14 protein-coding genes and 1 pseudogene are annotated in these 21,056 nt (G+C 67.3%); 11 read left to right on the plus strand and 4 right to left on the minus strand.

Annotated features, from left to right (window positions below):
* Positions 1-16: 16 nt before the first annotated feature.
* The gene (locus C8D93_RS16350; protein WP_170124071.1) at positions 17-1,795 is read left to right on the plus strand and encodes a patatin-like phospholipase family protein; all 1,779 of its coding nucleotides are present in this window, start codon (positions 17-19) and stop codon (positions 1,793-1,795) included.
* Here the strand turns inward: C8D93_RS16350 and C8D93_RS16355 are convergent.
* Positions 1,772-3,217 (minus strand): O-antigen ligase family protein, encoded by a 1,446-nt coding sequence (locus tag C8D93_RS16355; RefSeq protein ID WP_110266303.1) that lies wholly within the window; start codon positions 3,215-3,217, stop codon positions 1,772-1,774. The genes C8D93_RS16350 and C8D93_RS16355 overlap by 24 nt on opposite strands.
* 96 nt (positions 3,218-3,313) lie before the next feature.
* Here C8D93_RS16355 and C8D93_RS16360 point away from each other — a divergent pair.
* The 3 genes and pseudogenes from C8D93_RS16360 to C8D93_RS16370 form a co-directional block, all read left to right on the plus strand.
* Positions 3,314-4,003: pseudogene (locus C8D93_RS16360) on the plus strand (prolyl oligopeptidase family serine peptidase); the annotation flags it as partial.
* Positions 4,004-4,210: 207 nt separating this feature from the next.
* Positions 4,211-4,873: a TetR/AcrR family transcriptional regulator gene (locus C8D93_RS16365; protein ID WP_110266304.1), complete on the plus strand. Its 663-nt coding sequence runs from the start codon at positions 4,211-4,213 to the stop codon at positions 4,871-4,873.
* Between the two features lie 26 nt (positions 4,874-4,899).
* Positions 4,900-7,377: an acyl-CoA dehydrogenase gene (locus C8D93_RS16370; RefSeq protein WP_110266305.1), complete on the plus strand. Its 2,478-nt coding sequence runs from the start codon at positions 4,900-4,902 to the stop codon at positions 7,375-7,377.
* A gap of 284 nt (positions 7,378-7,661) precedes the next feature.
* On the opposite strand, the gene C8D93_RS16375 is transcribed toward C8D93_RS16370, so the two are convergent.
* Positions 7,662-9,740, minus strand: coding sequence for a 3-hydroxyacyl-CoA dehydrogenase NAD-binding domain-containing protein (locus C8D93_RS16375; protein WP_110266306.1), 2,079 nt, complete (start codon positions 9,738-9,740; stop codon positions 7,662-7,664).
* A 301-nt stretch (positions 9,741-10,041) separates the two neighbouring features.
* Here C8D93_RS16375 and C8D93_RS16380 point away from each other — a divergent pair, with 301 nt between their 5' ends.
* From C8D93_RS16380 to C8D93_RS16395, 4 genes are all read left to right on the plus strand, one after another.
* Entirely contained in the window at positions 10,042-11,241 is a 1,200-nt protein-coding gene (locus C8D93_RS16380) for an acyl-CoA dehydrogenase family protein (RefSeq protein WP_110266307.1), read from the plus strand.
* Positions 11,242-11,253: 12 nt separating this feature from the next.
* A complete protein-coding gene (locus C8D93_RS16385) occupies positions 11,254-12,390 on the plus strand; it encodes an acyl-CoA dehydrogenase family protein (protein ID WP_110266308.1) in 1,137 nt (378 codons plus the stop codon).
* A 96-nt stretch (positions 12,391-12,486) separates the two neighbouring features.
* Entirely contained in the window at positions 12,487-13,857 is a 1,371-nt protein-coding gene (ppnN, locus tag C8D93_RS16390) for a nucleotide 5'-monophosphate nucleosidase PpnN (RefSeq protein ID WP_110266309.1), read from the plus strand.
* 14 nt (positions 13,858-13,871) lie between these two features.
* A complete protein-coding gene (locus C8D93_RS16395; RefSeq protein ID WP_110266310.1) occupies positions 13,872-14,957 on the plus strand; it encodes an alpha/beta hydrolase in 1,086 nt (361 codons plus the stop codon).
* A gap of 23 nt (positions 14,958-14,980) precedes the next feature.
* Here C8D93_RS16395 and C8D93_RS20770 read toward each other — a convergent pair whose 3' ends face one another.
* Positions 14,981-15,148, minus strand: a complete 168-nt coding sequence (locus C8D93_RS20770) for a hypothetical protein (protein WP_170124072.1) — start codon at positions 15,146-15,148, stop codon at positions 14,981-14,983.
* Between the two features lie 157 nt (positions 15,149-15,305).
* On the opposite strand from C8D93_RS20770, the gene C8D93_RS16400 reads away from it, so the two are divergent.
* Positions 15,306-15,707 (plus strand): hypothetical protein, encoded by a 402-nt coding sequence (locus tag C8D93_RS16400; protein WP_110266311.1) that lies wholly within the window; start codon positions 15,306-15,308, stop codon positions 15,705-15,707.
* A gap of 25 nt (positions 15,708-15,732) precedes the next feature.
* On the opposite strand, the gene C8D93_RS16405 is transcribed toward C8D93_RS16400, so the two are convergent.
* Positions 15,733-16,446, minus strand: a complete 714-nt coding sequence (locus tag C8D93_RS16405; protein ID WP_110266312.1) for an oxygen-binding di-iron domain-containing protein — start codon at positions 16,444-16,446, stop codon at positions 15,733-15,735.
* A 211-nt stretch (positions 16,447-16,657) separates the two neighbouring features.
* On the opposite strand from C8D93_RS16405, the gene C8D93_RS16410 reads away from it, so the two are divergent.
* Positions 16,658-19,732: a type I restriction endonuclease subunit R gene (locus tag C8D93_RS16410; protein ID WP_110266313.1), complete on the plus strand. Its 3,075-nt coding sequence runs from the start codon at positions 16,658-16,660 to the stop codon at positions 19,730-19,732.
* The gene (locus C8D93_RS16415; protein WP_110266314.1) at positions 19,729-21,030 is read left to right on the plus strand and encodes a restriction endonuclease subunit S; all 1,302 of its coding nucleotides are present in this window, start codon (positions 19,729-19,731) and stop codon (positions 21,028-21,030) included. The genes C8D93_RS16410 and C8D93_RS16415 overlap by 4 nt, the downstream gene beginning before the upstream one ends.
* The last annotated feature ends 26 nt before the right edge of the window (positions 21,031-21,056 follow it).

A 21,056-nucleotide genomic window follows, 5' to 3' on the forward strand; every position in this document is an offset into this window, starting at 1 on the left:
ACTCAAAACGTACCCGATGAATCCGCGCGCCGTCCTCGCCGAATGCCCGCTGTTCGCCAGACTCGGTCCGGTGGCGCTGGACGCGCTTGCCGCGCGCTGCGAGCTGGTCGAGCTGCCGAGCGGTCGCACCGTGATCGAACAGGGCACGGTGTGCGAGAGCGTCTGGATCGTCGCGGCGGGACGGCTCAGTGCGGTGCTCACCGACGGCACCGTCGCCGGCGCCATCGCCCGGCTCGAACCGGTCGGCGAGATCAGTGCGCTGTCCGGCGAGCCGAGCGTGGCGTCGGTCCACGCGATACGCGACAGCCTGCTGCTGCGCATTCCGGCCAACCATCTCTATGCGGTGGTGTCGCAGCATCCGCAGGCGCTGATCGAGATGACGCGGGTGATCATCCAGCGGCTTCGCGACAACCAGCGCGCGCGCCATCTCGAACGCCAGCGGCAGATGCGCTGCTTCGCCGTGGTGCCGGCGACTCCCGCGATCGATGCGGTGGCGGTGGCGCGCCAGCTCGCGTCCGCACTGTCGGTCACCGCGGCCTGCCAGCCGGTGCTGATCGACGCCGCGGCGGTGGATGCCGCGCTCGGGCCGGGCCTGTCGCAGACGCGCATTGACGGCGGCGAGGACAACCGTCGGCTGGTCGAGCACCTCAACCGCATCGAGGCCGAGCGCACGCACCTGGTCTACGTCGCCGGCGGCGACGCCGATCCGTGGGCGCGCCGCTGCATGCGCCAGGCCGATCGCATCCTGTTCGTCGTCGACACGCAGACGCCGGCGATCGCCACCGCGATGGTCGACGAACTGCGCCGCTGCGGTGCGCGCGCGCCGGTCGATCTGGTGATGCTGCGCCCCGGCGGCGCGCAGCCGGATGAGGTGCTGCGCTGGCGCGAACGCGTCGGTGCCGGCAGTCACTACTACGTGCGCCGGGACCACGACAGCGACTACGCGAGCCTTGCGCGCCAGCTTACCGGACGTGGCGTCGGCCTCGTGCTCGGCGGCGGCGGCGCGCGCGGCTTCGCGCACATCGGCCTGCTGCGCGCGCTGCGGGAGCTGCAGATTCCGGTCGATCTCGTCGGCGGTTCGAGCATGGGGGCGTTTTTCGCCGCCCTGGTCGCCTGCGGCTACGACCATCACGAGATGGCACACATCGCGCGCGAGACTTTCGTGCGCCAGAACCATCTCAACGACTACCTGTTTCCGACCATCGCGCTGATCCGTGGACGCAAGTTCGTGCGCCGCCTGCGCGAGATCTTCGACGAGCAGCACATCGAAGCCTTGCGCACGCCGTACTTCTGCGTGTCGACCAACCTCACGCGCGGCGCCGCCGTGGTCCATGATCGCGGGCCGCTGTACCTGTGGGTGGCGACGAGCATGGCGGTGCCCGGTGTCGCGCCGCCGGTCGTCTGGCGCGGCGAGCTGCTGTGCGACGGTGCGGTCGTCAACAGCCTGCCGACCGACGTCATGCAGCAGCTCGAACGCGGGCCGATCATCGCCTCCGACGTCAGCACCGAGGGCGGCATCGCCGCTCCCGGCATCGAGGGACCGGACCCGGAAGGCCTGCTGCGCATGAAGGGCGACGACGAGCGGCCGCGCCTGTTCTCGATCATGTTCCGCACGGCGACGCTGACCAGCGAAAGCGGCACGGCGCAGCGCGCCGCGCGGGCCGATGCCTATCTGCGCATGCCGGTCAGCAAGGTCGGCATGTTCGACTGGAAGCGGATGGACGAGGTGGTCGAGCGCGGTTACGAGCACGCCATCGAGCAGCTCACGCCGCTAGTCGGGCGGCTGCTCGGCTGATTCGCCGGCACTGCGGCGCTGCCGGCGCGATTCGCTCGGCAGGCCCAGCATCAGCGCCAGCAGCGCGACGATCGTCGCCGCGTTCGCGGGAATCTGCAGGTTGAAGTCGGCGAGACCGTGCACGCCGATGCTGAACACCGCGAGCGCGCTACCGAGCGCGATGCCGAGCACCTGCGGGTCGCGCCGCTGGCGCATGACCTGCAGGGCGCGCGCCAGCGGCAGCGCGACGAGCAGCGCCAGCAGCACGACGCCGGGCACGCCGGTCTCGATCAGGAACTGCAACGGATCGTTGTGCGCGTGCTCGTTCGAGGCGAAGACGCTGGTCGAGCGGAACTGCGGATAGGCGACGGCGAAGCTGCCGAGCCCGCTGCCGAACGGCAGATAGTGTGCCGCCATGCGCTGCAGGTCCGGGAACGTGGCCAGGCGCTGGTCGGCCATCAGCAGCTGCGGCTGCAGGCGCTCGCGCAGCGCGTCGAGGCCGACGTAGCCGCCGACGATCGCCAGGTCGATGACCATCACCAGAACCAGGAACATCAGGCTGCGCAGCGGGTTGCCGCGGTTGCGCAGGATGAACAGCACGCCGCCGACGCTCAGGGCGGTGAAGAAGGCGATGTTGCCCATGCGCGACCGCGACACGACCAGCCCGGCGACGATGACCAGCAGGCCGATGCGCAGCAGCGGGGCATGTCCCAGCACCAGATTGATGGCGGCGCGCACGGCGCCACGCCAGTCGGTGACGCGCGTGGCTGCGGCGACGCGTGCGAGCAGCAGGCCGACTGCCAGGGAGCCGCCGATCTCCAGGTAACCGGCGAAGTGATTGCGGTTGATGAAGGTGCCGGTCGCCGATCCGAGGTAGTCGGTCTTGCGGCCGAAAGGACCGACCTCAAGCCCGCTCAGCGTCATGCCGGCGCCGAGCAGGGCCTGGATGACCGCGCCGAGAATCAGGCCGTGCACCAGCCAGCGGCGCGCCCGCGGCGTACGTGCGCACAGCAGGATCAGGAGAAACAGGCAGAAGTACGTGGCGCTTTCACGCAGGTGCGCGAGCGTGGCCATGCGGTCGACGGAGATGGCCACCGTCACCGGCCCCTCCCAGGTGGCCACCAGCACGTAGGCGTCGCGCGATGCCGGCGCCAGACGTGCGAGCAGGGACTCCGGCAGCGCCGCGGCCTGCAGCGCGATCCAGACCAGCCATAGCAGCCAGACGATCACGGCGGCCCACTGCAGGCGGTCGAGCCGGACCGGCATCCGTGTCAGCAGCAACGACATCACGGCGACGCCGGTGAGTGCAGCGAACAGCAGCTCGAACCAGGCCAGCGCCCACGGCCGGTTGGCGCCCGCCGGCAGCGGCATCAGCAGCAGCGCGCAGGTCGTCAGCAGCACGATGCCGGTGGCGAGCCATTGAGATTCGGAGCGGGTGCGCATCACGAACCGGGCCGGGGCGGATGGCGCGGCGTGGCGTTTCAGACACCAGGCGACCAGTTCGACGCTCGGGCGCGGGCGGTCGCACAAGCGGCGCAGCTCTATGGCTACGGCGGCTTCAACATTTCGCTGCCGCCGACGTTCTCCGTGTCCCACCTGGTGTGGATGGAGCAGGGCGGCATCTACGCGCAGGCCAACCTGCGCGGCGGCGGCGAGTACGGCAGGGCCTGGCACGAGGCGGGCACGAAGCAGCGCAAGCAGAACGTCTTCGACGACTTCATCGCCGCAGCCGAATACCTCGTGCGCGAGAAATGGACCGCGCCGTCGCACCTCGCCATCAGCGGCCGCTCGAACGGCGGCCTACTGGTCGGCGCGACGCTCAACCAGCGCCCCGAGCTGTTTGCGGCGGCGCTACCGGCGGTCGGCGTCATGGACATGCTGCGCTACCACCGCTTCACCATCGGCTGGGCCTGGGCCGGCGACTACGGCACTTCCGACGACGAGGAAGGCTTCGGCTACCTGTACCGCTACTCGCCGGTGCACACGGTGCGCGACGGCGTGAAGTACCCGGCCGTGCTGATCAATACCGCGGACCACGACGACCGCGTCGTTCCCGGGCACTCGTACAAGTACGCGGCGGCGCTGCAGCGCGCCCAGGCCGATCCGGCGCGTCCGATCCTGATCCGCATCGACGTCAAGGCCGGACACGGCGCCGGCAAGCCCATCGGCAAGCTCATCGAGGAAGAGGCGGACCGGCTGGCCTTCATCCGGCATTACACGACGCGATAGCGGCGCGCCCGCCGTTTGTAGGAGCGGCTTCAGCCGCGACGGCTTCGTTCGCGCGGCACGGGAAAGCGTCGCGGCTGAAGCCTTTCCTGCATCCCATTCGCTTGGCCGCCGCGACAGCGAACGATGCCTGTCCAGCCTTGAGCCATACGCCCGCGTATGGTTACATGCTCGGCACGATACGCCTGCGTATGTGACCCCTGTCGAGCGATGAAAGCCGCCGCCAACGGAAGCGATGCCAAGCCGAACCTGACCGCCGAGGACTGGGCGCGGGCGGCGCTGGAGGTGATGGCCGCCGGCGGCCTGGATGCCGTTGCGGTCGAGCCGCTGGCACGCCGCCTGGGCGTCACCAAGGGCAGCTTCTACTGGCATTTCCCCAACCGCGAGGCGCTGCTGCGTGCGGCGCTGGAGCGCTGGGAGCGGCGCGAGACCGAGGAAGTGCTGGCCCGCGTCGGCGACGAGCCCGATCCGTATGCGCGCATCGTCAAGGTCTTCAAGGAGGCCAACGCCGGTTACCGCTCGGGGCGGCTGTACCTCGCCATCGCTGCGGCCGAGGACAACCCGCTCGTGCGCGAGTTCGTTCAGCGTGTGTCCGAGCGCCGCATGCAGTATCTGGTGCAGTGCTACGAGGCGCTGGGTTTCGACGCGACCCGCGCGCAGCACTGGGCGCGCTTCGCCTATGCCACGTTCATGGGCAACCTGCAGATCCGCCGCGACACGCCGGATCTGATGCCCGGCGGGGCGCCGTTCAACGAGTACCTGAAGTTGATGATCAAGACGCTGATTCCGCGCAGTGCGGCAGACGTCACCCCGGTAGTGGAGGAGAACCACCCGCATGTCGTGCCGCTGCGGCGCGCGACCGACGGGACGTAACGCTCACCCTCAACGGAGAAGTCGCCATGACCGCTCTAGTCACCACTCTCGTCGCCGTCCTCGCCGCATGGGCGCTGGCCTTCGCCGGCGCGCCGCTGCTGGTCTGGACCGCCGCGATCGGCGTGCTGCTGCTCGCCCTCAAGGGCCTCGGCCTCATCGGCACGACGGCCTTCGCCATCGCCGGCACGGTCTTCGTCACGCTGGCCCTGCTGCTGAACCTGCGGCCGCTGCGCCGCGCGGTGCTCACGGCGCCGATCTTCGGCGTGTTCAAGAAGGTGCTGCCGGAAATGTCGTCCACCGAGCGCGAGGCACTGGAGGCCGGCGACACCTGGTGGGAGGCCGAGATGTTCCGCGGCCGCCCCGACTGGAACAAGCTGATCGACTTCAAGTACACCGCCCTGACCCCTGAGGAGCAATCCTTCCTCGACAACGAGTGCGAGGAGCTGTGCAAGCTCTGCGACGACTGGAAGATCGAGTTCGAGCAGAAGGACCTGCCGCCCGAGGCCTGGGCGTACATCCGCGAGAAGAAGTTCCTCGCGATGCTGATCAAGAAGGAATACGGCGGCCTGGGCTTCTCGGCCAACGCGCAGTCCGCGGTCGTCACCAAGCTCGCCACTAAGTCGATCACGATGGCGGTCACCGTCATGGTGCCGAACTCACTGGGCCCCGGCGAGCTGCTGATGCACTACGGCACCGACCAGCAGAAGAAGCAGTGGCTGCCGGGCCTGGTCGACGGCAGCGAGCTGCCGTGCTTCGGCCTCACCGGCCCCGAGGTCGGGTCGGACGCCACGGCAATGCCGGATCTGGGCGTCGTCGGCTACGGTGAGCACGAAGGCAAGAAGGTGCTCGGCATCACGCTCAACTTCTCCAAGCGCTACATCACGCTGGCGCCGGTCGCGACCGTCGTCGGTCTCGCGTTCAAGCTGCGCGACCCGGACGGTCTGCTCGGCGACAAGTCGAAGAGCGAGTACGGGATTACCTGTGCGCTGGTGCCGGCCAAGCACCCGGGCGTGCAGATCGGTCGTCGTCACTATCCCGGCGCGGCCTTCATGAACGGCACGATCCACGGCAAGGACGTCTTCATCCCGGTCGACTGGATCATCGGCGGCCCGGCGATGGCCGGGAAAGGCTGGCGCATGCTGGTCGAGTGCCTGTCGGCCGGTCGCGGCATCTCGCTGCCGGCGCTCGGCACCGCCGCCGGGCAGACCGCGTACCGCATGACCGGCGCCTACGGCCGCTTCCGCCGCCAGTTCAAGGTGTCGATCGGCAAGTTCGAGGGCGTGCAGGAAGCCACCGGCCGCATCGGCGGCTACGCCTACACGCTGGAGGCGATGCGCGTGATGACGGCCTCGGCCGTCGACCACTGCGCCCCGTCCGTGGTCACGGCGATCGCCAAGTACCACATGACCGAGCTGATGCGGAAGATCGTCACCGACGGCATGGATGTGATGGCCGGCAAGGCCATCCAGCAGGGGCCGCGCAACTTCATGGCCACGGCCTACAAGGCGACGCCGGTCGCGATCACGGTCGAGGGCGCCAACATCCTCACCCGTAACCTGATGATCTTCGGACAGGGCGCGATCCGCTGCCACGAGTACGTCTTCCCGGAGATGGAGGCGGCGCGCGAGAACGACCTGCCGGCCTTCGACAAACTGCTGTTCGGTCACATCGGCTTCTCGGTCAACCGCGCGGTGCGTGCCTTCACGCTGGGCCTGACCGGTGCACGGCTCGCGCGCTCGCCGGTGGACGGCGAGATGGCGCCGTACTTCCGCGACATGGAGCGCTTCTCCGCCGCGCTGGCCTTCTGCTCGGACCTGACGATGGGCGTGCTCGGTGGCAAGCTCAAGTTCCTCGAGCGCCTGTCCGCGCGCCTGGGCGACGTGCTCTCGCAGCTCTACATCGCCTCCTGCGTCGCCAAGTACTACCTCGAGGGTCCGAAGACCGAGGCCGAGCTGGCGCATGCGCGCTGGGCCCTTGACCACTGCCTGTACGAGATCGCCAACGCCTTCGACGGCTTCATCCGCAACTTCCCGGTGGCCTGGGCGCGCGGCGTCATGCGCCTGGTGGTGTTCCCACTGGGCAACCGCTTCAAGCCGGTGTCCGACCGCGTCAATGCCAGGGTCGCCGACCTGATCCTCGAGCCCAACGACGTGCGCGAGCGCCTGTCCTGGCTGGTGTTCGTCAACGGCGGCGAGCATGACCCGGTCGGCCGCATGGAGCATGCCTGGAAGGTGTCGCAGGACTGCGAGGAGGCCTACCTCAAGTTCTTCAAGCTAGCGAACAAGGGCGAGCTGGCCGGCGATACCGTGGCCGATCGCCTGCGCGATGCCGTGACCCGCGGCCTGATGACCCGCGAGGAGGCCGATCAGGCCGACACCTACGACAAGGTGCGCTACGAGGTCATTTCCACCGACGATTTCAGCAAGGAGTACATCGCCGGGAACTACGACGCCGAGCGCGCTGAAGTCATTGAAATGGCTGCAGTTAGGGCGCGAGTCGCGTAAGCCGGCGGCGCCCGGCCGGGGCATTTGTCGGGGTTGGCCCCACCGGGTCCGGTTTCGCCCCAACGCCTCGGTCGTGTAGGATGTCTCGTGGTGTCACAGACGCCGCGTTGAGGCCGCCGCTGCGGGCGGCCGCCGGAGTGTTCCTCTTCCCAAAGGGGTGACCTTGGGCCGGATGCACAGTCGTCCGGCCCTTTTTCTGGCAGCACGATCCCGGAATCGCGCTGCCGGGACGAAGAAGGCCGGGCGCTTTCGCGCCCGGCCTTCTTCGTTGCAGACCCCGTGGATCAGTTGAACGTCTTGCCCTCCGCCGCCAGCCGCGCCAGCAGCGGCGCCGGCTGCCAGAAGGCGCTGTCCGCGCCCGGCAGGCGCGCAAAGTCCTGCATGCGCTGCGCCACCCGCGCCAGCCCCGCCATGTCCGCCACCAGCATCGGTCCGCCGCGGTGCAGCGGGAAGCCGTAGCCGTTGAGGTAGATCATGTCGATGTCCGAGGCGCGCAGGGCGATGCCTTCCTCCAGGATGCGCGCGCCCTCGTTGACCAGCGCGTAGACCAGGCGTTCGACGATTTCCTCGTCGCTGATCTGTCGCGGCGTGATCCCGGCGGCCTTGCGCTGCTCGACGATGATCCGCTCGACCTCGGAATCGGGATGCGCCGTGCGGTCGCCTGCCTCGTAGCGGTACCAGCCCTTGCCGGTCTTCTGCCCGTAGCGACCGAGTTCGCACAGCTGGTCCGCCACCGCCTCGCGGCGGCGCTGCGGGTCTTCGGCGTAGTGGCGCTTGCGGATCAGCCAGCTCACGTCGTTGCCGGCCAGATCGTTCATGCGGAACGGCCCCATCGCCATGCCCCAGCGCTCCAGCGCGCCGTCCACCTGCTGCGGCAGCACGCCCTCATCGAGCAGGCGCAGCGCCTCGCTGGCGTACTTGCCGATCATGCGGTTGCCGATGAAGCCGTCGCAGACGCCGGCGACGACGGGCAGCTTGCGGATGGTCTTGGCCAGCTTCATCACCGTGGCCAGCACGTCCTTGGCAGTCTTTTCGCCGCGCACGACTTCGAGCAGGCGCATCACGTTCGCCGGCGAGAAGAAGTGCAGGCCGACGACATCCGCCGGCCGCTTCGTGAACGAGGCGATCCGGTTCAGGTCCAGCGTCGAGGTGTTGCTGGCGAGAATCGCGCCCGGCTTCATCACCGCGTCGAGCTGCTCGAAGACCTTCTGCTTGACGCCCATGTCCTCGAACACCGCCTCGATGACGATGTCGTCCTGCGCCAGATCGGCGTAGCTCAGCGTCGGCCGGATCAGCGCCATGCGCTGGTCGAGCCTGTCCTGCGTGAGCTTGCCCTTCTTCACCTGGTTCTCGTAGTTGCGGCGGATGATGGTCAGGCCCTTGTCGAGCGCCTCCTGCTTCACCTCCAGCAGATGCACGGGGATGCCGGCATTGGCGAAGTTCATCGCGATGCCGCCGCCCATCGTGCCGGCGCCGATCACCGCGGCGCTCTTGATCGGCCGCAGCGGCGTGTCCTCGGGCACGTCCGGAATCTTCATGCAGGCGCGCTCGCCGAAGAACGCGTGGCGCAGCGCGCGCGACTCCGGCCCGTTCATCAGGAACATGAAGCCGGCCTGCTCCACCTTCATGCCCTCGTCGAAGGGCAGCGTGGCCGCGGCCTCGATGCATTCCAGGCACTTCATCGGCGCCGGCAGCGGTCCCGCCGCCTTCTTCACCTTCTCGCGTGCGGCGGCGAAGAAGGCCGCGGCGTCCGGCAGCTCGACGCTCAGGTCGCGCACGCGCTGCGGCTTGTCCATGCGGCGCGCCAGTTCGACCGCCGCCTCGACGACATCGCCATCCACCACGGCATCGAACAGCCGGGTCTGCGCGAGCTTGGCCGCCGGCACCATCGCGCCGGACACGACCATGTCTAGCGCGGTCTGCACGCCGACGACGCGCGGCAGGCGCTGCGTACCGCCGCCTCCGGGAAGCAGGCCCAGCTTCACTTCCGGCAGCGCGATCTGCGCATCGCCGCGCGCCACGCGGGCATGGCAGCCCAGCGCCAGCTCCAGTCCGCCACCCAGCGCGACGCCGGCAATCGCCGCGACCACCGGCCTGGTGCCGGCGTCCAGCGTCTCGATGATCTCGTGCAGGCTCGGCGAGGCCAGCATCTTCGGCGAGTTGAACTCGCGGATGTCGGCGCCGCCGGAGAAGGCTTTCTCGGTTCCGGTCAGCACCACCGCCTTGATCGCGGCATCGGCAGCCGCCTTCGCCAGACCCTCGGCAATGCCCTTGCGCAATTCGAGCCCCAGGCCGTTGACCGGCGGGCTGTCCATGCGGATCACGGCCACGTCGCCGCGGGCTTCGTAGGTGCAGACGGTCATCAGGTTCTCCTCGGTCGGATTGTCGGAATGTGCAGGAACGCCTTCAGGCGCGACCCTGCGCCCTTGCCGGCGACGAAGTCGCGCCTGAAGGCGCTCCTGCAAGGCATGCAGTGCGGCCACACTAGGCGCGCCGCCGCAGCCGGACAAATGAAATCTCTGGATGCCGAATGATTCGCCTTCCGCATGCCGCCGCCCTCGTCCGCATGCGGGAGCCTTATACATGGGCATGCATCTGTTTCAGTTGTCCCGACCCGGCGGCGCTGACTAAGCTGCCGCCCTGATCGAGTTTTCGAGGCTGCGCATGGACTTCAACTTCACGCCGGAGGAGCTGGCGTTCCGCGACGAGGTACGCGCCTTCGTCGACGCCGAACTGTCGCCCGGGCTGCGCGACAAGGTGCTGGGCGGCAAGCGCCTGTCCAAGGACGACTTCATCGGCTGGCACAAGGCGCTGTACCGCAAGGGCTGGGTCGCACCCAACTGGCCGGTGGAGTACGGCGGCACCGGCTGGACCGCCGTGCAGCGGCACATCTTCGAGGAAGAGCTGGCGGACGCCGGCGCGCCGGCCACGCTGCCGTTCGGCCTGCGCATGGTGGCGCCGGTGATCATGGCCTTCGGATCGCCGGCCCAGAAGGAATACTTCCTGCCGCGCATCCTGTCCGGCGAGCATTGGTGGTGCCAGGGCTACTCGGAGCCCGGCTCCGGCTCCGACCTCGCCTCGCTCAAGACCCGCGCCGAACGCCAGGGCGATACCTACATCGTCAACGGCCAGAAGACCTGGACCACGCTCGGCCAGCACGCCGACTGGATCTTCTGTCTCGTGCGCACCAATCCCGAGGCGCGCAAGCAGGAAGGCATCTCCTTCCTGCTCATCGACATGAAGACGCCGGGCATTACCGTGCGTCCGATCATCATGCTCGACGGCGAGCACGAGGTGAACGAGGTCTGGTTCGACAACGTCGAGGTGCCGGTGGACAACCGCGTCGGCGAGGAGAACAAGGGCTGGACCTACGCCAAGTTCCTGCTCGGCCACGAGCGCACCGGCATCGCCGAGATCGGCCGCTCCAAGCGCTGGCTCAAGCAGCTCAAGCAGATCGCCACGCAGCAGCCGGCGTCCGACGGCGGCAAGCTGATAGACGACCTGCGCTTCCGCGACCGCGTCGCCCAGGTCGAGATCGAGCTGATGGCGCTGGAGGTCACCAACCTGCGCGTGATCGCCGCCGAGATGGAGCACAAGGCGCCGGGGCCGGAGGCCTCGCTGCTCAAGATCCGCGGCTCCGAGATCCAGCAGACGCTGTCGGAGCTGATGATGCTTGCGCTCGGCCACGACGCCCTGCCGTTCCAGCACGCCGCGCTCGACCCGGGCTACGACGGTCCGCTCGCCGGCCCGGACTACGGCCCGCCGCTGACCGGCCAGTACTTCAACATGCGCAAGACCACCATCTACGGCGGCAGCAACGAGATCCAGAAAAACATCATCTCCAAGATGATTCTGGGGTTCTGAGGACACGCGACCATGGACTTCAACTTCACCGAAGAGCAGCGCCAGTTCCGCGACAGCCTCGACCGCTACCTGCGCGAAGCCTATGACTTCGACACGCGCCGCGGGATCATCGGCTCGGCCGAGGGCTGGAGCCGGGCGCACTGGCAGCAGCTCGCCGAACTCGGCGCGCTGGCCATCGCGCTGCCCGAGGATCACGGCGGCTTCGGCGGCAATGCCTTCGACACGCTGCTGGTCATGGAGGCGCTCGGCCGCGCGATGGTCGTCGAGCCGTACATCGCCACCGTGGTGCTCGGCGCCGGCGTGATCGCGGACGCGGGCAGCGACGCGCAGAAGGCCGCGCTGCTGCCGGCGGTGGCCGGCGGCGAGCAGCTTCTGGCCTTCGCGCTCGGCGAGCCGCGGCGGCGCTACGCGCTGACGCAGATCGCGACGCGCGCCCGGCAGGACGGCGACGGCTGGTCCATCAGCGGCCGCAAGACGGCGGTGCTGCACGGCGATGTCGCCGACAGGATCATCGTCGCCGCGCGCACCGACGGCGAGATCGATTCGGCGCAGGGTATCTCGCTGTTCGTCGTCGATGCCGACGCGTCCGGGCTGAGCCGCCACGGCTACCCGACGCAGGACGGCCAGCGCGCCGCGGACCTGCACTTCGACAAGGTCCGCGTCGGCGCGGATGCGCTGATCGGTCCGCAGCACGGCGCCCTGCCCATCGTCGAGAAGGCGGTGGACGCCGCCAACGTCGCGCTCTGCGCCGAGGCGGTCGGCAACATGGCCGCGCTCATCGAGCAGACCGTCAACTACCTGAAGACGCGCAAGCAGTTCGGCGTGCCCATCGGCAGCTTCCAGGCGCTGCAGCACCGCGCGGTCGACATGTATCTGCATGCCGAGCAGGCGCGCTCGATGGCGTATCTCGCCGCCGCGAAGCTCGAGGCCGGCGTCGCCGAGCGTCGCCGCGCCGTGTCCGCGGCCAAGGTGCTGGTGAGCCAGAGTGCACGCTTTGTCGGCCAGCAGGCGGTGCAGCTGCACGGCGGCATCGGCGTCACCGACGAACTCGCGGTGAGCCACTATTTCAAGCGCCTGACGATGATCACGATGCTGTTCGGCGACGTCGATCACCACCTCGCGCAGTTCGGCGGACAACTGGCGGCCTAGGCTCCTGGCGTCGGCGGGCCGCACGCGGCCCGCCATCGTCGAGCCGTTGCACCCGGGGGTTACACTCGGGGCCCGTTCAGCGAGCCCCGATGCCTCATGTCCCCAGCCGTGGTCGATGCCGTCGTTTCACCGAGCAACAACCTCTCCCTGCTGTCGCGCGCCGAGGTCGGGCGCCTGCTCGACGCCAGCCGCGGCGACCTGCACGCCCTGTTCCGGCGCTGCTCGCTCGCGGTCCTGAGCACCGGCAGCGACATCGACGACGGCCGTGCCCTGCTGGCCCGCTATCCGGACTTCGACATCCGCATCGTGCCGCAGGAGCGCGGGCTGCAGCTCGAACTCAAGAGCGCGCCGGCCCAGGCCTTCGTCGACGGCCGCATCATCCAGGGCATCCGCGAGCACCTGTTCTCGGTGCTGCGCGACATCGTCTACGTGGCCGAGGAGATCGTCGATCACCCCTCGTTCGACATGGGCTCCTGCGAGGGCGTCACCGACGCGGTGTTCCACATCCTGCGCAACGCCAACGTGCTGCGCGCGACCACGCGGCCGCGGCTGATCGTCTGCTGGGGCGGGCATTCGATCTCGCGCGAGGAATACGACTACAGCAAGCTCGTCGGTTACGAGATGGGCCTGCGCGGGCTCGACGTGGGCACCGGCTGCGGCCCCGGCGCGATGAAGGGTCCGATGAAGGGCGCGACCATCGGCCACGCCAAGCAGCGCATCGGCGACGGGCAGTACGTCGGCATCAGCGAACCCGGCATCATCGCCGCCGAGGCGCCCAATCCCATCGTCAACGCGCTGGTCATCCTGCCGGACATCGAGAAGCGCCTCGAAGCCTTCGTGCGCATGGCCCACGGCATCGTCGTGTTTCCCGGCGGCGTCGGCACCGCCGAGGAAATCCTCTACCTGCTGGGTATCCTGCTGCACCCGGACAACAAGGGCATGCCGTATCCGCTGGTGTTCACCGGCCCGGCATCGGCGCGCGACTATTTCGCGCTGATCGACGCATTCGTCGCCGCCACGCTCGGCGACGAGGCGCGCCGCCACTACCGCATCATCGTCGACGACCCGGCCGAGGTCGCGCGCGAGATGCACAACGGCGCCCAGCAGGTCGCCGACTTCCGCCGCCGGCGCGATGACGCCTACTACTTCAACTGGCTACTGAAGATCGACCGCGACTTCCAGCATCCCTTCGTGCCCTCGCACGAGAACATGGCCGCGCTCGACCTGCACCGCGACCAGCCGCCGCATCTGCTGGCCGCCAACCTGCGCCGCGCGTTCTCCGGCATCGTCGCCGGCAACGTCAAGGCCGACGGCATCCGCGCCGTGGAGGAACGCGGGCCCTTCGAGATCAGCGGCGACGCCGCGATCATGGCGCGGCTCGACGAGCTGCTGGCCGCCTTTGCCGCCAAGCGCCGCATGAAACTGCCGGGCAGCGACTACGTGCCCTGCTACCGTATCGTGCGCTGAAGACCGCACCCGCGATGGAGCTGCCGTCCAACACGCCGCTGCACGATCCGCCGGCCGACTACTGCCCGGCCGACGGCCGGCGCTGGTTCCGGCCCACCGAGGGCTACGACGCCGGCAAGCAGATGTTCTACGCGGACCTGCGCACGCCGGCCGCGGTGCAGGCGGAGCCGGATTTCACCGTGCTGCTGGTCCACGGCAACCCGGAATGCAGCTACACCTACCGGCACGTGCGCGACGCGCTGCTGGCGTCGCCGCGGCCGCTGCGCATCGTCGCGCCGGACCACATCGGCATGGGCCTGTCCGACCAGGCGGACTACGAGATGCTCGACCTGCATCACGCCGCCAACCTGCGCCAGCTCGTGCGCCACCTGGACCTGCGCCGCGTCGTGCTCGTCGTCCACGACTGGGGCGGGCCGATCGGCATCGGTGCGCTCATCGACGAGCCGGAGCGCGTCGCCGGCCTGGTGGTGCTCAACACCACCGTGTTCCCGATGCCGGCGGATGGCTACACCTATTGCAACTACCCGTTCCCGTGGCTGCCGTGGGCCAGCACCGCGAGCCTCGTGCCGGATGCGCTGTGGGGCGGGGTGGCCGCCGCCGTCGTCTCGCATGCGCGGCCGCAGGGCTTCGCCGCGTTCAGCCGCCTGGCCGCGACCTGGATCTGGCGCCATGCGCGCGGACGCATCGCGCCGGGCACGCCCGAACACGTGTGGTCGCAGAGCTTCCGCACCGCGGCCAACGCGCGCAGCTCCAAGCGCAACGTGCGGCAGACGCCGTACTGGGGCCACGGCTACCGCTACCGCGACGCGCGGCACGGCGTCCAGGACAACCACGCGTACTACGCGCACATCCAGCAGCAACTGCCGCGCGTCTGGGGTCCGCAGGGGCGGGGCATTCCCGCCTGCGGCTGGTTCGGACAGTGGGACCCCTGCGGCAAGGACAGCGTCATCGCCCAGTGGCACGCCGCGCTGCCGCAGATGCGCGAACGCACCCACACCTTTGCCGACGTCGGCCATTTCATCGAGGAGTACAAGGGCGCGGAGATCGCGGCCTCCATCCTCGCGCTGCCGCTGGCCGGCGCGTCACTCTCGGACGGCTGAGACGCCGGACGGGGCGGGATCGCTCACCAGAAGCCGGTCGGCTTGTCCGGATCGTCGTCGTCATCCGGCAGCGGCTTTGCGCGCATCGCATCGCGCCTGGCCTTGATGTAGGAGATGGACCGCAGCGTCGCGAACGGCGCCGCGATCACGAACACCGCGAGCACGATCACGCCGATCAGCGTCCAGTTCATGGCTTGCTCCTTGGGCGGTCTGGGGTGCTTCTAGCATGCCGCACGCAAACAGGGCCTGAATCGCCGCGGCCTGCAACGCTGCGGCGGGTTCAGGCAGGCGTCAGCGCGCCGCGCTCATCGTTCCGCGGTCTGGAACCCGTAGACCCGGAGCTGCGACATGAAACTCCCCCACCTGCTGTTGTGCGCGGCGCTCGGCCTGCCGCTGCCGCTGCTGGCCGCGGACCCGGCCGCCTGCGCGGCCCTGGCCGGCGAGATCGACACTAACCTCAAGGAAGCGGCGCTTGCCAGGATGCTCGCCGCCACCGCCCGCGAGCCGGAAGTCGCCACCGCCAACCGGCGCAGCGCGGACACCCTGCTGCAGATCGTTGACCGCAACCGCCGCATGCTCCAGGAGAACGGCTGCCCGGCTTACACCGGGGCGCTCGACACCACCGGCTACCACAACGACGCGCTGCGCTGCGCCTACGACCGGCTCAAGCAGCGCACCGACACGCCGCCCTGCGACACCCGCAACTGGACGGTGAAGGGGCCGTCGGAGACCTGGCACTCCTTCGACTGAGGGGCGCGACCCGGGCCGGCGGCGCTCAGAGCGTCGAGGCGAACCGCTCCGCATAGCCGTCCGCCAGCGCGTGCAGCGCACTGGCGCAATCGCCGCGGTACGCCGGTCCGTGCATCAGTGCCAGCGTTCGCGGTCGCAGCTCGGCCAGGTCGCGGATGCTGCGCGCCGTGGTGGCGGTGAGCGCCGTCGCGTGAAAGATGTCCTCCGCCGCCAGCGCCGGGCCTACCGGGTCCGCCTCGCTGGTCGCGGGATGCTGACCCACGGTGGCGAACAGGTCGCCGCACAGCAGCGTGCCCGTCGTCTCCTCGAACAGCACCCCCGCATCCCAGCAATGCGGCACATGCGGCGTTGCCAGCCAGCGCACGCGCTTGCCGCCCAGGTCGAGCGTCTCGCTGTCCTTCAGCGCCCGCGGCGGCCGCGCCGCTAGATCGTTCATCGAGATCATGCAGCCGATCTCCCCGACCGCGACCTGCGCCTGCGTCGCCGCCCGCAGCCACTCGTTCATGGAGCCGGACTCGTCCGACTCGTGATGCCCGAACGACACCCAGCGCAGCGAACCCACCGGCACCACCCGGGTCAGCGCCGCCGAGATCAGCGGAAACATCGCCGCCGGGCCGGTATGGAACAGCAGCGGCTCGTCCGCGCGAATCAGGTACTGGTTGAACGTGAAATCCGCCGACTGCACGTAGGTGGAAAGCCGGAACACACCATCCGCAACTTCATCGACGACGGTTTGCATGGCGCGCCTCGTGGTGGGAGGGATGGCGCAGTCTATGCCGGTTCTCGGGCGCCGGTGCCAGCACTGGCCATCAGAAGTCGGCGAGTCGATAAGGTGGTGCACCAGTGTCGCTGGAGACAATGCCGCCGGGGCGCCAAATTGATCCATGGGCAAAAGGGCGCGTTTATACTCGCGCCATCCCGGCTGTGACGCGCCAGATCACACTTCTCCGATGTCCTCCGAGATCACCTATCCACAGGCCTCCGATCCTCGTCCCCCCGGCATCCGGGAACAGGACATCGAGACCGCGCTGATCGAGAAGCTCCGTGACCTCAAGTACACCGAGCGTCCCGACATCCGCGACCGCGCCAGCCTGGAGGCCAACTTCCGTCAGAAGTTCGAGGCCCTCAACCGCGTCAGCCTGACCGATACCGAGTTCCGGCGCCTGCTCGAAGAACTCACGATCCCGGACGTCTTCACCGCCGCCCGCGTCCTGCGCGAGAAGAACGACTTCACCCGCGACGACGGCACGCCGCTGGTCTACACCCTGGTCAACATCCGCGACTGGTGCAAGAACGACTTCGAGGTCGTTCACCAGCTGCGCATCAACACCGACTACAGCCACCACCGCTACGACGTGCTGCTGCTGATCAACGGCGTGCCGGTGGTGCAGATCGAGCTCAAGACCCTGGGCGTGAATCCGCGCCGGGCAATGGAGCAGATCGTCGAGTACAAGAACGACCCCGGCAACGGCTACGCCCGCACGCTGCTGTGCTTCATTCAACTCTTCATCGTCAGCAACCGCACCGAGACGGTCTACTTCGCCAACAACAACGCCCGTCACTTTGCGTTCAATGCCGACGAGCGCTTCCTGCCGGTCTACCGCTGGGCAGACCGCGACAACAAGCCCGTCAGTCATCTCGACGACTTTGCCGACCGCTTTCTGCAGAAGTGCGAACTCGGCCGCATGATCAGCCGCTACATGGTGCTGATCCAGAGCGAGCAGCAGCTGCTGATGATGCGGCCGTACCAGATCTATGCCGTGCAGGCCATTGTCGACTGCATCGACCAGAACTGCGGCAACGGCTACATCTGGCACACCACCGGCAGCGGCAAGACGCTCACCTCGTTCAAGGCCGCCACCCTGCTCAGGGAGAACGAACAGATCGACAAATGCCTGTTCGTGGTGGACCGCAAGGACCTCGATCGGCAGACGCGCGAGGAGTTCAACAAGTTCCAGGAAGGCTGCGTCGAAGAGAACACCAATACCGCTGCGTTAGTCCGCCGCCTGCTGTCCGACGACAAGGCCGACAAGGTCATCGTCACGACGATCCAGAAGCTCGGCCTTGCACTGGACGAAGACAGCAAGCGCAACAAGCAACGGACCCAGCAGAACCGGCAGACCTACGCGCAACTGCTCGCACCGCTGAGCGACAAGCGCATCGTCTTCATCTTCGACGAGTGCCACCGTTCGCAGTTCGGCGAGAACCACCAGGCCATCAAGGACTTCTTCCCGCGCGCGCAGCTCTTCGGCTTCACCGGCACGCCGATCTTCGACGACAACGCCTCGCAGAAGCAGATTGCCGGCGAACAGGCTTCGCTACGCACCACCGTCGATCTGTTCCAGCGCGAGCTGCACGCCTACACCATCACCAACGCCATCGAGGACAAGAACGTCCTGCGCTTTCACGTCGACTACTACAAGCTCAAGGGCGAGGACGCGCCCAAATCAGGCCGGATTCTCGAAAAGAGGGCCGTCGTCAAAGCCATTCTCGACAAGCACGACTCGGCGACCCACGCGCGCCGCTTCAACGCGCTGTTCGCCACGGCGTCGATCAACGACGCCATCGAGTACCACGCTCTGTTCCAGACGCTCCAGGACGAGCGGCAGACGACCGATCCAGCCTTCGTCCCACTCAAGATTGCTTGCGTGTTCTCGCCGCCCGCGCAGCTCGCGCAGACCCAGGACGAGAAAAAGGACATCAGCCAGCTCTCGGCCGATCTGGAGCAGGAGCGCAAGGACAACGAGGAAGAGCCGGAGCAGAAGAAGGCCGCCCTCAAGGCCATCATCGCCGACTACAACAGCCGCTACGACACCCACCACAACGTCAACGAGTTCGACCGCTACTACCAGGACGTGCAGAAGCGCATCAAGGAGCAGAAGTTCCCCAATGCCGACCTGCCGCGCAAAGGCGCGGAGAAGATCGACATCACCATCGTGGTGGACATGCTGCTCACCGGCTTCGACTCCAAGTACCTGAACACGCTGTACGTGGACAAGAACCTCAAGCACCACGGCCTCATCCAGGCGCTGTCGCGTACCAATCGGGTGCTCAACGCCACCAAGCCGCACGGCCAGATTCTGGACTTCCGTGCCCAGCAGAAGGCCGTGGATGAAGCCATCACGCTGTTCTCCGGCGGCCAGTCCGACAAGGCCCGCGAGATCTGGCTGGTCGATCCCGCCCCCAAGGTGGTCGAGAAGCTCAAGGAAGCCCTGACCAGGCTCGACCAGTTCATGCAGTCGCAAGATCTGCCGACCACGCCCGATAGCGTGCCCGCCCTCAAGGGCGACGAAGCCCGCGCCGTCTTCATCGAGCGCTTCCGCGAAGTGCAGCGCCTCAAGACCCAGCTCGATCAGTACACTGACCTCAAGCCGGAAACGCAGGCGGAGGTGGAGCAGCTCCTGCCGCGCGACGAGCTCAACGCCTACCGTGGCGTCTACCTCTCTACCGCCCAACGGCTCAAGGAGCAGCAGGGCAAGAGCGGCGACAAGGCGCCGAGTCCGGCAATCGAACAGCTCGACTTCGAGTTCGTGCTGTTCGCCTCCGCCGTCATTGACTACGACTACATCATGAAGCTGCTGGCGAACTTCTCATCGAAGACGCCGGGCAGGCAGAGCATGAACCGCGAGCAGCTCGTCGGCCTGATTGCGGCGGACGCCAAGTTCATCGACGAGCGCGAGCTGATCACCGACTACGTGCGCAGCCTGCAGCAAGGGCAGGGACTGGACGAGAAGGCCATCCGCGACGGCTACCAGCGCTTCAAGACCGAACGTCTCGGCGCCGAGCTTGCCGCCATTGCCGAGCGCCACGGCCTCGCCGCCGAGCGCCTCGACGCGTTCGTGGACCGCATCCTCCAACGCCTCGTCTTCGACGGCGAGCAGCTCACCGAGTTGATGGCGCCGCTGGGCCTGGGTTGGCGCGAGCGGCGGGTGAAGGAGCTGGCGTTGATGGATGCGCTGATGCCGGTGCTGAAGAAGCGGGCGTCAGGTCGGGAGATTTCTGGCTTGAGCGCGTACGAATCATGAAGCGCTCGCAGGCTATGGCACTGTGCGCGAAGCCGGCACCGGCGCCCAAGCTCCGCTTTTCCGAGTTTCAGGGTGGTCCTGACTGGGAAACCCGAGCACTCGGATCATTGGTCACGATCAGCACAGATAAGGTCGGCGACAACGAATGCGTGCCAATGAGCATTACCTCAGGGGTAGGCCTCGTCAGCCAGATTGAGAAGTTCGGGCGCGTTATCGCCGGCAGCTCTTACAAGAACTACCTTCTGCTGAAGAAGAATGACTTCGCCTATAACAAGAGCGCGACTAAGGAATACCCTGAAGGCTTTATCGCACTGTATTCTGGCGACGCTCTTGCGGCTGTGCCCAACAGCATCTTCACCGCCTTTCGTATCAGTGGTGAATCTCCAGCTCCGAGCTATCTGAACTATCTGTTCCTCGGAAATCTGCATGGGCAGTGGCTACGGAAGTTCATCGAGGTTGGGGCGCGAGCACACGGATCGCTCAGCATTGCAGAGGATGACTTGCTCACTTTGCCAGTGCCGCTTCCCAGCGGTGCGGCCTCAATCGCCGAACAACAAAAAATCGCCGAGTGCCTGAGCACGCTGGACGAGCTGATCGCCGCGAGCCGCCAGAAGCTCGACGCGCTCAAGGCCCACAAAAAGGGGCTCATGCAGCAGCTCTTCCCCCGCGAAGGCGAAACTCTCCCCCGCCTCCGCTTTCCCGAGTTCCAAGATGCACCGGAGTGGAGCGCAGTCAAGCTGGGAGACGTTTGTGAGATCCAACGAGGGCGGTTTTCGCATAGGCCGCGAAATGATCCGCAGTTCTTCGGTGGCAAATATCCATTTATTCAGACCGGAGATGTCGTCAATGCAAATGGTGGCGCGGTTCGCGCTAGCCAGTCTCTCAATGAGAAAGGGCTTTCGGCAAGCAAGTTATTCAAGCCGACCATTGTTCTAGTAACGATTGCTGCGAACATCGGCGACACAGCGTTGCTCACACACGAGGCGTGCTTTACCGATAGCGTTGTCGGGCTAATTCCGAGCAGCGGGATTTCTCCCTACTTTTTGGAACTCGCAGTCCGAGGAAAAAAAGAGTTTCTCAACAAAGTCGCGCCTCAAAACGCACAGAAGAATATCAACAACGAAATTTTGCGGGCGGTCGAAATTCTCACGCCGCAATTAGCCGAACAACAGCGCATCGCCTCCTGCCTCTCCTCTCTCGACGACCTGATCGCCGCCCAAAGCGACCAGCTCGAAGCCCTCAGGACCCACAAGAAAGGGCTCATGCAGCAGCTTTTTCCGACAACTGAAATCGCTTGAAAGCCATGCCCCGAGGAGGCACGTAG

Source organism: Sinimarinibacterium flocculans (assembly GCF_003201205.1).
Lineage (GTDB): Bacteria > Pseudomonadota > Gammaproteobacteria > Nevskiales > Nevskiaceae > Solimonas > Solimonas flocculans.